This window comes from Alteromonas sp. CI.11.F.A3, assembly GCF_032925565.1.
In the GTDB taxonomy this organism is placed as follows: domain Bacteria; phylum Pseudomonadota; class Gammaproteobacteria; order Enterobacterales; family Alteromonadaceae; genus Alteromonas.
In genome coordinates this window covers 3981874-3996869 of the sequence record NZ_CP136708.1, presented here as the reverse complement: position 1 = coordinate 3996869, position 14996 = coordinate 3981874, and the positions used below count along the sequence as shown (strand labels likewise).

At 44.2% G+C, this 14996-nt stretch carries 13 protein-coding genes; 6 read left to right on the top strand and 7 right to left on the bottom strand.

The features are described 5' to 3' along the window. Positions 1 to 26 precede the first annotated feature (26 nt). The 7 genes from R1T43_RS17210 to R1T43_RS17180 all read right to left on the bottom strand — a co-directional run bounded on the left by R1T43_RS17210 (position 27) and on the right by R1T43_RS17180 (position 8886). Positions 27 to 2051, bottom strand: coding sequence for a methyl-accepting chemotaxis protein (locus R1T43_RS17210; protein ID WP_211069869.1), 2025 nt, complete (start codon positions 2049 to 2051; stop codon positions 27 to 29). Between the two features lie 226 nt (positions 2052 to 2277). Continuing rightward, positions 2278 to 3093 (bottom strand): symmetrical bis(5'-nucleosyl)-tetraphosphatase, encoded by an 816-nt coding sequence (locus tag R1T43_RS17205; protein WP_317350497.1) that lies wholly within the window; start codon positions 3091 to 3093, stop codon positions 2278 to 2280. 11 nt (positions 3094 to 3104) lie between these two features. Further along, on the bottom strand, positions 3105 to 3479 hold the full coding sequence (gene apaG, locus R1T43_RS17200) for a Co2+/Mg2+ efflux protein ApaG (RefSeq protein WP_013785396.1): 375 nt from the start codon (positions 3477 to 3479) through the stop codon (positions 3105 to 3107). Positions 3480 to 3488: 9 nt separating this feature from the next. Beyond that, a complete protein-coding gene (rsmA, locus tag R1T43_RS17195) occupies positions 3489 to 4316 on the bottom strand; it encodes a 16S rRNA (adenine(1518)-N(6)/adenine(1519)-N(6))-dimethyltransferase RsmA (RefSeq protein WP_057793809.1) in 828 nt (275 codons plus the stop codon). Then, positions 4313 to 5296 (bottom strand): 4-hydroxythreonine-4-phosphate dehydrogenase PdxA, encoded by a 984-nt coding sequence (gene pdxA / locus R1T43_RS17190; RefSeq protein ID WP_013785394.1) that lies wholly within the window; start codon positions 5294 to 5296, stop codon positions 4313 to 4315. Before pdxA ends, rsmA begins: the two co-directional genes overlap by 4 nt. Positions 5297 to 5310: 14 nt before the next feature. Continuing rightward, positions 5311 to 6591 (bottom strand): peptidylprolyl isomerase SurA, encoded by a 1281-nt coding sequence (gene surA / locus R1T43_RS17185; protein ID WP_211069866.1) that lies wholly within the window; start codon positions 6589 to 6591, stop codon positions 5311 to 5313. A 60-nt stretch (positions 6592 to 6651) separates the two neighbouring features. Further along, entirely contained in the window at positions 6652 to 8886 is a 2235-nt protein-coding gene (locus R1T43_RS17180) for an LPS-assembly protein LptD (protein WP_211069865.1), read from the bottom strand. Between the two features lie 441 nt (positions 8887 to 9327). Between R1T43_RS17180 and djlA the strand changes: the two genes are divergently transcribed. The 6 genes from djlA (at position 9328) to recO (ending at position 14966) form a co-directional block, all read left to right on the top strand. Beyond that, positions 9328 to 10185, top strand: a complete 858-nt coding sequence (gene djlA / locus R1T43_RS17175; RefSeq protein ID WP_317350492.1) for a co-chaperone DjlA — start codon at positions 9328 to 9330, stop codon at positions 10183 to 10185. Next, complete coding sequence (gene xerD / locus R1T43_RS17170; RefSeq protein ID WP_317350490.1) at positions 10185 to 11102, top strand: site-specific tyrosine recombinase XerD; 918 nt, start codon at positions 10185 to 10187, stop codon at positions 11100 to 11102. Before djlA ends, xerD begins: the two co-directional genes overlap by 1 nt. A gap of 183 nt (positions 11103 to 11285) precedes the next feature. Continuing rightward, positions 11286 to 12008 (top strand): bifunctional protein-disulfide isomerase/oxidoreductase DsbC, encoded by a 723-nt coding sequence (dsbC, locus tag R1T43_RS17165; RefSeq protein ID WP_211069862.1) that lies wholly within the window; start codon positions 11286 to 11288, stop codon positions 12006 to 12008. A gap of 138 nt (positions 12009 to 12146) precedes the next feature. Continuing rightward, entirely contained in the window at positions 12147 to 13868 is a 1722-nt protein-coding gene (gene recJ / locus R1T43_RS17160; RefSeq protein WP_317355902.1) for a single-stranded-DNA-specific exonuclease RecJ, read from the top strand. A 63-nt stretch (positions 13869 to 13931) separates the two neighbouring features. Continuing rightward, on the top strand, positions 13932 to 14207 hold the full coding sequence (locus R1T43_RS17155) for a hypothetical protein (RefSeq protein ID WP_057793797.1): 276 nt from the start codon (positions 13932 to 13934) through the stop codon (positions 14205 to 14207). A gap of 45 nt (positions 14208 to 14252) precedes the next feature. Then, positions 14253 to 14966 carry a DNA repair protein RecO gene (recO, locus tag R1T43_RS17150; protein WP_317350487.1) on the top strand — a complete coding sequence of 238 codons (714 nt, stop codon included), beginning with the start codon at positions 14253 to 14255 and terminating at the stop codon, positions 14964 to 14966. Positions 14967 to 14996: the final 30 nt, after the last annotated feature.

Below are 14996 nucleotides of genomic sequence, written 5' to 3'. Positions count from 1 at the left end.
AGTGTGGTGCTAAACCTTAAGTGGAACTAGACCTTAAACTGACGGATAGATTGCTGTAGTTCTTCAGCAAGTCTTGCCACTTCGTGGCTAGAGTCAGAAGTTTGCTGAGCACCTGATGTGGTTTCTTCAGCAATATTAACGATAGTTTCAAGCTTCTCGCTAATTTCTTGTGACACAGTATTTTGTTCACGTGCCGATTGTTCAATTTGAGAACTTACGTCGTGAGCTTTGTGTACAGCTTCAGAGATAATATCAAGGGCTTGCGTCGCTTTTTCCGTTTGCTCTACACAGGCTACGGTTTGCTCTTTACCTTGATTCATTACCGATACCGCGCGTTCAGCACCCGCTTGAAGTACCTCAATCATCGCGTTGATTTCCTGCGTAGACTGTTGCGTGCGGCTGGCAAGAGTACGAACCTCATCAGCAACTACCGCAAAGCCTCTACCTTGCTCACCCGCACGAGCCGCTTCAATGGCCGCATTCAAGGCAAGTAGGTTAGTTTGGTCGGCCACGCCGCGGATAACATCAAGAATGCCACCGATGCTGGCGCTGTCTTGATGAAGTTTGTTAATAACATCTGCAGCGTCTTGTACGTCTTTGGCTAGAATTTCGATAATACGTTTATTCTCAAGCGAGAGTTGACGTACATTTTCAGCCTCTGCATCCGCATGGCGAATTTGGCTCAGCGTATCTTCAGCGTTTTGCACTACCAATTGCGAGGTAGAGTGCATTTCTGTAGTCGCTGTTGCCACCTGGCCAATTTGCGACTTCTGATCTTGAATCGAATGGGTGGTTTGCGCAGTAACGGCAGAGGTTTGTTCTGATGCTGCGGCAAGTTGCTCGGCACGGGTATTAATTCCTGAAATCAGCTCTTTAAGGTTACCAATCAGGTTATTACAGTTTTTAGCTAATAGGCCAAATTCATCTTCAGCAGAATCGTCAAGGCGATGGGTTAAGTCTCCAGACGACGCCACGGTAAGCAACTCGTTCACGCGGTACAGCGGGCGAGTAATGGCACGAACTGTTATGTAACCAATAATGATGGCTATCGCAATAGACAGAATAACCACCGCACTGATAATAATGTTACCTGTGGTGATAGCGCTGTTCACTTGGTTTTCTACGTCTTTCGCTTTAGCATCAGCAAGAGAAAGAAGCTGCTCAAGTTCCACAATACCATTCGCAATGTTTTTATCTGACGCATTAAGCGCGTTTTCAGAGTCATTTCTGCGTTCTAGTCTTTCTACATGCAGCGCCATGACGCCATCACTGGCGGTAATCGCATTTAGAGCATCGTTTACCAATTCATTAATATCGCTAAGCGTACCAGATTGGTCGCGCTGCCCAGCGGCTTGGCCCATATCGCTAAGTAAAGTAGCAACCTTATCTACCACTAAGTCAACTTCGTTACCTAGCGTTTGAGAGCGTACGATAGTTTCTGTTTTTACGTATTCATAAGAAACGGTAAGTAAAGAAAGTAATGAGGTTTCTAGTTGGCTACCAATATCTGCTGCGCGTCTAAGATTTGGGTCGCTTTGCACTGCGTCAAGGTCTGAAAAGTCTAGTAGGTAAGTAGACGCATCGTCAGCATTGTCTTCAGCATCACCTAAACGGTCGTCAATAGTGTTTCGAATATCCATGAACTTTTGGTGGTTCAGGTAAACCGCTTCAACATTTTTAATGTAGTTATCATAGGAAGCTCGAACGCTGTTTAACTTACTTTGCAGTTCAGGTTCATTGGCAACCGCAGTGGCAAGCTTCTTATATTCAGTTTCGAACATATCTCGGCTTTGATTGAAAGCAGTGCGCTTTTCCTGAAGGCCCGATAAATTTTCTTCAATATAGGCTTCGAATGTCAATCTACCCATGTTCAGGAAGTTCGCTTTTAAGGCGTTACTACCCGCTACTGTAGGAAGCGCTATGTCATTTACCTCTTCGGTAGCTGAACCGATGGAATTGAGGTTAAACAACGAAACAACGCTAATGACAATCAGTAGACAAGTAATTGCTACAAAACCGCCGATTACGCGAGTGGCTACTGTAATCTTCATTGAAACTCCTAGACTATTTTTTATTCTTTTGCGTGACGATACTACCCCGCACTACGTCCAAAATACACCTCAATGACCCAGAGAAAGGTATTAAAATACATAACATGAACTGTAATGGGATTATAGACTAACGTATATAACCAGAGTATCGGCAGGTAAGCTATTAAGTTAACAAGTAAAGCACAAGAATTTGTGATTTAGTAGTTTGCTGTATCAATTAAGTAATTTATGCATGTACTCTGATGAGCTTACCTGTATTGACATCCAGCATGGTCATTTCTTGGCCCCAAACATAACCGGTATCTAATGCAACGAAACGATTATCTTGCGTCTCACTATTCAGTGCAGCCCAATGACCGAAAAGTACCTGTTCTTGAGCGTTAAGGTGGGCATTGTTTATTTTGAACCAAGGTACAACAGACTTTGACGCTTGAGAAGGATGGGATTTGGTCTCAAACTCTAAGCTAGTATCTGCGTTTAAAAAGCGCATTCTAGTACATGCGTTTACAATAAAGCGAGTTCGCGGTACGCCTTCAAGTTTATCAGACCACTTGACTGGCGTGTTGCCGTACATGTTTTTCAAAAAATCAGTATAGTGCTTCGATTGTAATTGTTGACTGATTTCATCACTTAAGCTGACGAGTGTGTCTGTACTCCAATGCGGGTAAAGACCGGCATGTACAATAGTTTGATTGGCATTGATTTTTTTAGCGAGGGGAAACTGGCGAAGCCAATCTAGCAATGCTTTTAAATCGGGAGCATCAAGTAAGGGCTGAAGGTTGTCAGCTTTCTTAGGTTTACGAATCTTATTCGCCACAGCCAACAAGTGAAGGTCATGGTTTCCTAGCACTGTCTCAAAACTGCTACCTAAGCTTTTTAGAAACCGTAAGGTACCTAACGAGTCTTCGCCTCGGGCAACTAAGTCGCCAACGGCGATGAGTTTGTCTTTATCCGCAGAGAATTTGGCTTTTTCTAGCAGTTGCTGTAGCCCGCCATAACAGCCTTGAATATCACCCACTACAAAGGTGTTGCGATAGGTCATAAGTCTCAAACTTAGTGAAGAATGTTGGGAACCGCTAAACGGAATACTTCAATGGGAACACGAAAACGTTCTCCGTTTTCACGCTCCATTTCGTAATAGCCTTGCATATTTCCTACCGGGGTATCAAGTACTGCACCACTGGTATAGTCAAAATCTTCGCCCGGTTTTAATATGGGCTGTTTACCTACAACACCTGATCCACTTACCTCTGAGGTTTTACCGTTAGCATCGGTAATTTGCCAGTAACGATTAATCAGTTGTACCGTTTCTTGGCTGTCATTAACAATGGTCACGTGATAAGCGAACGCGAATTGTGGCGAATCAGAAGGTAGATGCTCGGGCAGGTGACGGGTTTTCACCCGCACCTTAATTTCAGACTCATTCATAAGCTAACTTTAATTTTCTTGTGCTTCTTCTAACGCTGATACTGCATTCGCTATGGTGGCGAAATCCTGCAAGGATAGCACTTCAGCCCTTACGGTTGGGTTTATACCCAGCTCGCTGATTTGTGCTTCAGTAAGACTTTCTTTTAACGAGTTTCGTATTGTCTTGCGACGTTGATTGAACGCCTGCGCGCATACTCGCTCAAGGGTAGCTACTGAAACCACATCCACCGGCGGTGTTTTATGTGGAATAAGACGTACTACCGCAGAATCAACCTTCGGGGGCGGCTTAAAGGCACCTGGTGGTACATTGAGTACCGGCATGACTTTACAATAGTATTGCGCCATTACCGATAATCGACCATAACTTTTAGAGCCATGACCAGCAGCTAAGCGATTCACCACTTCTTTTTGTAGCATAAAGTGCATGTCATCTACGCAGGCGGCGTGAGAGAACAAATGAAACATCAACGGCGTTGAGATGTTGTACGGTAAGTTACCAAAAACGCGCAAGCCTTTATCTTTCACAGGCATGGTTTTAGCCAGCTCAGTGAAATCCATTGTCATTGCGTCTTGCTCAATAACTGTTAGCTTATCGCCGTTAAACGGATGCTCGCGTAAACGCTTGGCCAAATCGCGGTCAAGCTCGATAACGGTAAGTGCTTCAACTTCATCGCAAACCGGATCGGTTAGTGCGCCTAATCCTGGGCCTATTTCAACCAAGTTTTGCTCGTGTTGCGGATTAATCGCCGACACAATCTGACCAATCACATAGTCGTCATGTAGGAAGTTTTGTCCGAAGCGTTTTCTGGCCGTGTGGCCTAAATGTGTTTTACTCATTGTTGATGATGTGCAAGCTCAATGGCTTTTTCCAATGCTTTTCTGAAACTGCCAGGATCGGCATTACCATGGCCTGCTAAATCAAGTGCAGTACCGTGATCGACGGATGTTCTTATAAATGGAAGGCCAAGGGTGATGTTAACCGAAGCGCCAAACCCTTTATATTTTAGCACGGGAAGGCCTTGGTCGTGGTACATCGCAAGAACAACGTCTGCATCTTCCAGATATTTAGGCTGAAATATAGTGTCCGCAGGAAGTGGCCCGGTAATATTTAGGCCTTCTTCACGCAACTCATTTAATGCCGGAATAATGGTTTGAATTTCTTCTGTACCAATATGCCCATCTTCACCTGCATGGGGATTGAGCCCACACACGTAGATATGTGGATTACGAACACCAAACTTCAGTTTGAAGTCGGTATTGATAATATGGAGCACCTTGTGAAGACGTTCTTTCGTGATGGCACGAGACACATATTCTAAAGGAATATGGGTAGTCGCTAGCGCAACATTTAAGCCTTCAGTTGCCAATAACATGACAACATCAATGGTATTGGATTGATAAGCGAAAAATTCAGTGTGGCCACTAAAAGATACGCCTGCTTTATTGATAATACCTTTATGCACAGGTCCTGTGACTACCGCATGAAAGTCACCTTCCATGTTTGCTTGGCAAGCTTGTCGAAGGGTTTCTACTACGTATAACCCGTTCTCGCTATCTAGCGTTCCGGCTACCACATCGGCGGCTTTATCAATTTGCTTAATAAACAGTGAACCCGCAGGCTGAACCTGCGGGTTTGATGCATCATAAGGAAGTAAAGTAAGCGGTAAACCAAGCGCTTTCGCTCTGGTCTCTAGTATCTCGCCATCGGCGAATACCACTAACTGAGCTTGCCAAGATTCTTGAGCCAGCTTAATAATTAAGTCTGGCCCAATACCGGCAGGCTCACCTGGTGTTACTGCAATTTTTATCGGTGTCATTTATGCTCTATATATTACTCGATAACTTCAATGTAGGCAGCGTCGCGCATTTCACGTAACCAGTTTTCCGTTTCTTCTGCGAACTTTCTGTTGAAAATAAGCTGATACGCTTTGTCTTCTTTGCGGCGCTCTGTTGCGTCGTCTACACGTCTATCGATTAATTGGATTAAGTGCCAACCGTGTACTGAACGTACTGGGTCGCTGTATTCACCAGCCGATAATTGCGCAAGGGCGTCTTTAAAAGCTGGTACGTAGTTGTTTGGATCTGACCAACCAAGCTCACCACCTTTTAGGGCTGAACCTGGATCTTCCGAATGTTCTTTAGCGAGGTCTTCAAATTCAGCTTCACCCGCTTCAAGCTGAGTTCTGAATTTAACAAGCATCGCTTTTGCTTTATCTTCACTGAGTATAATTGAAGGCTTAACGAGGATATGACGAGAGTTAACCTCTTCAATGGTTACTTTTTCAATGCCTCGAGTATCTAAAACTTTCAAGATATGAAAACCAGCACCACTTCTAATAGGGCCGACTAGCTCGTCTTTTGCTTTACCCTGAATCGCTTCAGCAAACAGGGTAGGCATAGCGTTAATATTCAACCAACCCATATCACCACCTTCTAAGGCTTCGTTACCTGATGATGATGCAATTGCTATCTTAGCAAAATCTGACCCAGAATTTAATAGAGAAAGGACTTTGTCTGCTCGCTCTCTTGCTGCATTGATTTGCTCGTCAGAAGGATCCGATGGGAAGCCAACAAGAATGTGGCCTAGACGGTATTCTTCTTGTTCAGCCCCCTGTTGTTCCATGAGTTCAATAAGGGTTTCTCTTTCTTGATCGGTAATGTAAACACGGCGACGAACATTCGCGCGACGTACTTCACCCATTACGATTTCTTCACGAATATCTTCACGGTAGTCTTCATAAGCAATGCCTTCTAAACGCAATTGTCTGCGTAATTCATCTACCGTGGTATTTTGGTTTGCAGCAATATTTGCAATGGTTTGCTCAAGCTGTGGGTCACTTATTTGAATACCCATTCTTTGTGCCATCTGCAACTGAAGGCTCTTAGTGATCAAACGCTCGATGGCTTGAGTACGCAGTGCGCGGTCAGAAGGAAGGTCTTGCCCATTTGCCTCTGCATTACGTTTAACGTCATTCATGAGTGCATCTACTTCACTTTGAAGTACAACACCCTGATCGACAATAACCGCTACGCGGTCAAGCATTACTTCTTGCGCGTAGCTGCTAAACGACAACACTGCACTGACTAACAAGGCCCGGATTATGAACTTCATACTCACTCTTTTATTATTGGTTAATGCTTAACGTAGGGCTACTCCCTACGCTACAACGGATTAATTTAAACTATATGGCTGACGATAGCCAAACATGCCATCTTGTAACATGCTTCTTTGTGTACCAGACGTACCGATACCTTTGAATATAAATTGTAATGACACACCCGTATCGAAATCGTCGGTAGATTGCTCCCCCGATGAATCGTAACGGTTGCTTAAACTTCTTTCTGCCACTAATCGTATTGCCCAACAACAGGATTCATACTGAATACCTGCATAAGTCTCAATACTGCGGTCGCGCTCAATATCACGGTAAGTTCGTCCCACCCATTGCCAGTTTTCCGCAATAGGCCAACTCGCCGATATTCCCACTTGGTCAATGGTTTCACCACTTAAATCACGAACGTATCGATGACTTAACTGAATAAATCGCTTTGCATCTTGTCGATATTCTAAACCAACACTGCTTAAGTCAACTTTATCGGTGTCAGTGGTCACTTGAATATCAGAATGGGCGTACCAGTTTTTGTTAAACCGCCAGTCCATTTCAGCTGCAAGCGCCGAGCGGTCTTGATTTTTAGTCGCGGCAATGACCTTGTTATCTTCAAGGTAGAATATCTGACCCAAGCTAAGTACAAATTGTTCCCTATTGTTTTTATCCAATATTCGACTGGTTATACCCAGGGTAACTTGGTTGTTGTCTGATATTCTATCCAACCCGGTAAATTCTTGGCCTCTGAATAGCCCTTCAACATCGGTTAGCAAGGGCGTTGAATCGTAAAGTCCAATTGCTGTTTGGTCTTCATACGAGGTATACAGGTACTGAATTTTAGGCTCTAACGTCATGGCGGTATCGTTACCAAACCATGAAGAGTCTTTTTCGAAATACAGCGCGCCGAACAAGCGAGCTTGACCTAAAGTACGCTCTACGTTTTCTTCTAAGTCTGTATCTTGAATATTTTCTTGTTTATAAACCGTTTGCAATACGGTAGTTTCGGCAACAAATTCACCCCATGCAGCACGAATAGGCATAGCAAGAGTAGGGGCTACGTGAAAGCGAGTTGCTGTTGGTGCGGTTTCAGACGTGTTATCGAAATACGCCAGTTCAGAGTTCACACTGAATTCGAAATAGCGGCCAAAAGGCGTACGATAATCAATTTTAACTTCTGGAAGCGCGCGATAGCTGTCGGCGGTATCACCCAATATTTCAAAGTCTTTTACTTGCATATTTACCGTGAGATCTCGGGTGTAATAACCCAAGCTTACGGTACGGTAAAGGTGCGTGTCTGCGCTGTTATAATAATCAGAGCCTAAATCGACAATATAGTTGTCATCACTCAAACCATTGAAATCGATGCCCAATACCCAGTTATCGTTAAGTTGACCTTGATGCTGTAAACGGTAGAAGTAACGGTCAGGTGACCCTTCAATATCACTGTCACTCGGCAAGTACTCTACGTACGCGGTACCTTCACTTTTTTCGGTTAGGTAACGAAATTCGGTATTTAGTTGAACACCACGCTGGGTCATCACCCGAGGCGATATAGTCATGTCAAAGTTAGGGGCAATATTCCAATAGAACGGCTGGGTGTAATCGATGCCGGTATTACTAGAGCTTGTTATTTCAGGAAACAATAAGCCGGTTTGACGTTCATTACTTACTGGAAATGCGAAATAGGGGAGATAGAAAACAGGAACATCAGCAACATAAAAGCGGGTATGTTTCGCTTTACCCCATGCAGTGCCTTTTTCAATACTAATCTCACTGGCCCGAATCATCCAATCTTCATGGCCTTCAGGGCAGGTAGTAAAACTCACTTCCTTTAAAACAATACCCTCATTGGTATCAACCAATATGTCTTCGGCAGCGCCTTGACCAACAAACCCCGTTAATTGATAACGGGTGTTTTGCATTTCTAAGCGTTCTTCTTTCGAACGAAGTGACACCGCATCACTTTCTACGCTTAATTGTGCATCGCGAAAATGCACATCGCCTTTAGCCAGAACGTCTTCACCATTGCCATTCACTTGTGCTTGAGACGCACTAATGATGGCGCTATCAGACGTAATATCCACATTACCTGAAAACAGTGCTACTTTATTTTCGATGATTTCAGTTCGGTTGGCTTCAACCTTCACATGCCCCTTAGGCATAAGTGCTGAGCTTTTAAAGACAATGGGCTCCACCGAGCAAAAGGCTAGCGGTGAGACTGATTCTGGATTAGCTTCCTGTGCAAACGCGACGTGAGTAGACAAGGTCGCGGAAACAAGCATGGCGCAGGTCTTTTTCATGCGGTGGTGAATGGCCTGTTTTGTTATTCGGTGCTGACACTATATGGTGTGACCTTAAGGCGCACATATAGTTCTGCATAGAGTTAATAATACGCCAACCTAAGTAGCGTTGGCAGTTAACGCAATGTAATTAGCCGTCAATTCTAAGCACTTCTGCTGTATTTACCAACCATTGGATTAAAAAAATCGTATTTCTCTTTATCTAAATAGTGATTTACCGCATATTTACTGACTTATTGCATAAAAAACTACTCAATTAATGAAGTGAATAGACAAGTTTTTAGCTTGAAAAGCGTCAAGCTATACCTACTTCTAATGATTACTTTATTTTTATAGCCTTATAAGGCTTGCAGATCATGGTGCTTAAACAACGATTTCAGGCGTTGGTTGGGTGCAAAATCATCATCAACAATGCGCTAATGATTACAGGAGAATGCTGACATGGCTGTGTGGGGAAAAATCCTTGGTGTACTTTTTGGGTTTATGTTTTTAAAAATCCCCGGTGCTGTTTTAGGGCTAATTGTAGGGCATTTCTTTGATAAGGCTTACAGCCAAGACTTTAATCAACTTGGTGGGTTCGGCCGTTTCTTTACCGATCAAAACAGTATGAAGCAACAAGCCGTGTTTTTTCATAGCTTGTTCTCAGCGCTGGGTCATTTAGCGAAATCTGATGGCAAAGTCACTAGCCGTGAAATTCAAATTGCCACCGCACTCATGGATGACATGAAGTTAACCGGTGATGCACGAAAAGAAGCACAAGAAGCGTTTCGTGAAGGTAAAGCCAGAGACTTCCCTATTACAGATACTTTGAAAGGCCTGTATGAAGCCAGCCATGGTCGCCGAGATATTCTACAAGTTTTCTTAGAAATATTGATTCAAGCGGCGTTTGCCGATGGCAAGTTAACCCAAGAAGAGTATGTGGTATTAGAAAAAGTAGCGAAGCCACTGGGCTTTAGACGCCGAGACCTCGATTATCTTATTTCTATGTTTGAGGCTGAAATACGCTTTAGACAGCGAGGAGGACAAAGTGGCCAAGGCGCCCATGGCCAGCAGCGTTCTTCCCAGCAAAGCGCGTATACCGAAAAACAATCTCTTGATGATGCTTACCGTATTTTGGGTGTTACTGCGTCTGATGATGAAAAAACCATTAAACGAGCCTACCGAAAGCGTATGGCAGAGCATCATCCCGATAAGCTTGTATCTAAAGGCTTGCCTGAACAAGCGATGGAAATGGCCAAGAAAAAGACCCAAGATATTCAGTCTGCTTACGAGTTGATAAAACAAAAGCGTGGCTTTTAATGAAGCGTGAGCTTACTTATGTGCCTGCCGCAAGTCAGGCGCATATCGATGGCTTTATAGAAATGCTCTGGCTTGAGAAAGGGTTATCTGATCACACTCAGCAAAGCTATCGCACCGATTTGACTAAACTTGCCATTTTTTGCAATAACCAAGGCATCAAAGATATTGCGGTTCTTACCACCGAAATGATGCAAGACTATCTTGCCTACCGCCATGACAAGGGGCTTTCAGCACGAAGCACACAACGTGCAATGAGTGCGTTACGGGCTTTTTATACGTATTTAATCGGTAAACAAATACGGGTAGATAATCCAATATCTTCCTTATCAAACCCTAAATTACCTAAATCTTTACCTGCCTCATTAAGTGAGCGTCAGGTAGAAGACTTACTCGCCGCCCCCTTAGTTGAAGACCCGATAGAATGCCGAGACAAAAGCATGCTCGAAGTGCTTTATGCTACAGGACTGCGGGTAAGTGAGCTTATCGGTTTGCAAATGAGCGAGGTAAGCTTGCAGCAAGGCGTGGTTCGTGTGACCGGTAAGGGTAACAAAGACAGATTAGTGCCATTGGGTGAAGACGCCATAGAATGGCTGTTAACCTACATAAAAACGGCCCGGCCAGTCCTTGCGACTAAGCAATCAGACTATGTGTATTTGAGCAAACGTGGTCAAAAAATGACGCGGCAAACCTTTTGGCATCGTATAAAATATTATGCAGTGAAAGCCAATATTGACCAGCACTTGTCTCCGCATACTTTACGTCATGCCTTTGCCACCCATTTACTCAATCATGGCGCCGACTTACGGGTTGTGCAGATGTTGTTGGGCCACAGCGATTTGTCGACGACCCAAATCTATACCCATGTGGCGACCGAGCGATTACAAACACTTATTCACAGTCATCACCCTCGGGGATAACTCCACTAATTGGTAAGGCAAACTTCAGTGTTCCCCAGCGAGGGGTGTGTTAGCATTGCTTTAAATACTCACTAAGTATTGCTTTAGTGAAACGAGTAAATGAAATTTTTTTCAACGTTAAGCGGTCTTAGTTATATCCCATTTTAATATTTTGAAAGCATGGTTGCTGTCGGAGTAAATATAGTGAAAGTAGTAAAATTTAGCCTATTAGTTGCAATGGTGTTCACCACAAGCCTTTTTGCGAGTGTTGCAAGCGCAGCTGATGATGCGGCAATTAAAGATAAGCTGACTAATATGCTTGGCTTAGACGTTGACTCTCTTGCCGATTCTCCTATTCCGGGCTTGGTACAAGTATCTACCAACCGCGGTTTCTTTTATGTCAGTGATGATGCTAAATATTTAGTGCAAGCGCGTATTCTTAATATTGATGAAGGCATGCGTAATGAAACCGAAGTTGCCTATTCAGGCCTTCGTATTGAAGGCGTGAAAGAAATGGCGCCATCAGCCATTACGTTTAAAGCTAAAAACGAAAAGCATGTGATCAGTGTTTTCACCGATACCACTTGTGGTTACTGCCGAAAGCTTCATAAAGAAGTGGGCGACTTAAACGACATGGGTATTACCGTAAACTACTTGGCCTTTCCTCGTGCAGGTTTAGACAGCCAAAATTACCGAGACATGGTGTCGGTATGGTGTGCAGCGAACCCACAAAAAGCATTAACTGACGCAAAAGCGGGCAACGATGTGGCAACCGCTAAATGTGCCAATAAAGTTGCAGAGCAATATTTGTTAGGGCAAAAGTTGGGTGTAAATGGTACCCCTAACATCGTATTGCCAGATGGCTCGCTTATTCCTGGTTACCAGCCTGCTGGTATGATTGCACAGGCTATTGAGCAAGCCGAATAGCGTCAATCTTAATTTTTTAAAAACGCACCATAGCAAAAGGTAATGCTTATGCTAGGTGCGTTTTTTTATGTTCTCGTTTTACCTACCTCATTCCCTTGGGTATCATTACCCTCTAATTAACCGTAGTGATGAATGTCGATGATATTGCCTGTAGTGCGCCGTGAAACTGGTGACGCCCCTCTTGCTTCTGCTTTGCACCCTGTAATAGACCGGATTTATCGCGGCAGAAACGTACAAGATGTTAGCGAATTAGAAAATGGCCTGAAGGGCCTTACCCACTTTAATGAGCTTAAGGGTATGGCCGCAGCGGCGAGCATTCTGGCTGACACCATTGAGCAGAATAAGACGCTTATTATTGTGGGTGACTTCGATGCCGATGGCGCGACTAGTATTGCGGTGTGTATTCATGCATTGCACATGATGGGGTTCAAGAAGGTTGATTATTTGGTGCCAAATCGCTTTGATTTTGGTTATGGCCTTAGCGTACCTATTGTGGATATTGCCAAGCAACAAGGCGCGGACGTTATTATTACGGTAGATAACGGCATTGCTTGTATTGAAGGTGTGATGCATGCAAAAGCATTGGGCATAGAAGTTATTGTTACCGATCACCACTTACCGGGTGATGAGCTTCCTCCCGCCGATGCTATTGTTAACCCTAATCAACCAGGCTGTACGTTCCCCTCTAAAAACTTAGCTGGGGTAGGCGTGGCGTTTTACATCATGTTAGCGCTTAAAACCGAACTACAACAACGAAACTGGTTTACTGAAAAGCATATTCCAGCGCCTAATTTGGCATCGTTACTAGACATTGTCGCCGTAGGCACGGTGGCCGATGTGGTGGTATTAGATAAAAACAACCGAATTTTGGTACATCAAGGCCTACAGCGAATTCGAGCAGGTAAATGCAGACCGGGTATTAAAGCCTTGGTTGAAGTGGCTAATCGAGACTGCACTCACCTTACCTCTACCGATTTAGGTTTTGTTATTGGCCCTCGCTTAAATGCAGCCGGCAGATTAGACGACATGTCTCAAGGCATAGCTTGTCTGTTAGAAGACGATACTATGCAAGCTCGCATGATAGCCTCGGAGCTAGATGCACTAAACCGCGAACGCCGAGAAATAGAAACTGGAATGAAGGCGCAAGCCGAACAAGTGCTAGAAAAAATGTCTCTCACTGAAGGCGATATTCCTGCCGCATTGGTAGTATATCAAGCGGATTTTCACCAAGGTGTAATTGGTATTGTGGCGGGGCGCCTAAAAGAAAAGTATTTGAAACCGGTTATCGCTTTTGCTCATCAAGACGATACGACCATAAAAGGCTCGGCTCGCTCTATCCCAGGGGTGCATATTCGTGATGTACTCGATGAAGTGAATACCCGCTTTCCCGGCGTTATTGATAAATTTGGTGGCCATGCAATGGCAGCCGGTTTGAGTTTACCGGTTGCTAACTTAGCAGAATTCGAAAAAGCCTTCATCGACATTGCTAAGCAGCATGTAGATAAACTAGACGGTAACCAAGTACTACTGTCTGACGGCAGCTTAACGGGACAAGAGTTGTCTTTGTCTTTTGCCCATTTGCTTAGGCAAGCCGGGCCCTTTGGTCAGGGCTTTGAATCGCCACTCTTTGATGGTGAGTTTCAAGTGGTGCAACAACGACTGGTGGGTGAAAAACACTTAAAGCTGGTATTGCGAGAGCCTTCAGTGGGCGAAGTAGATGCCATTGCTTTCAACATTGATATTAAAGCGTGGCCGAATGCCATGGTAAAACAGGTACGCATTGCTTACCGATTAGATGTAAACGTATTTCGCGGCCAAGAGTCTGTACAGCTTATTATTGAACAGCTAGAAAGCGCATAAAGCCAAAGCGCGCAGATCATAGCGCTCACTCATCAGAACACAACGTGGTGCAAGGTGACTAATATGAAATCAGAGACTGACAAATTAATCAGCAAGCATGGCCAGTTAAATCAGTCTGATAATATGAAGGTGGTGTCTCATGTTCAGCGTGAAGAAGATGACTGGATACGGCACACGGTAATGTTAGAAGGCATTGATGTCCCGTTTATCTATCGACGAAAAAAGCAGTACCAAAGCTTAAAGGGCGCGCGGGTTAATATCACTTACTACCGACAGGTAGAGGAGGTGGCGGGCATTGAATTTGAAACCATGAAAGTGGTACGCATTAAACGAAGCTAAGCCCACTTATCTGCTAGCGCTGGTAAATAACACACAGGAAAATGAATGAATAACGACTGGTTGACTGCTTTTGTGTTGCACCGCCGAGCCTATCGGGAGACCAGTTATATTGTCGATTTCTTTACCTTAGAACAAGGCAAAGTGAGTGCGGTGGCAAAGGGCGTACGTAACAGTAAATCTGATAAAAAAAGCCTGCTTCAACCTTTTCAAGCTCTCAAACTTCAACTTGCCGGTAAATTTGATTTAAAAAATTTGCGGCACGTAGAAAGCACTGCGCCATCCATTAATTTAGCGGGTACGCCGCTATTTTGTGCCATGTACCTCAATGAACTCACCAATAGAATAATGCCTGCTGGCCTTGCCAGTGAAGCGGTGTTTGAGGCTTACGAGCAGGCGCTTACGGCGCTATTTAACGATGATGACATTGAAATTACCCTGCGAAAGTTTGAATTGTCGCTTCTAGATGAAATGGGATTACTGCCTGATTTCACTGAAGATGTAGAGTATGAGATGCCCATTGAAGCAGAAAAACACTATGTGCTTCAGCCTGAGTTTGGCTTTTGTGCGCTGCCAGATGATGTGCCAAATGGCTACACTCGTAAGGGCTTGCCGGGCAGTGCGTTACTTGCCTTAGCCCAAGGTGAATTTACGCCCATGAGCAAACGGGTGGCCAAAGTTTTGTGTCGTGATTTACTCAAGCCGCTAATTGGTGATAAACCGCTAAAAAGTAGAGAATTATTTGTGGTGCGAAAGCACTAGTGCGATAAGTGTTACGCATATTTAATCACG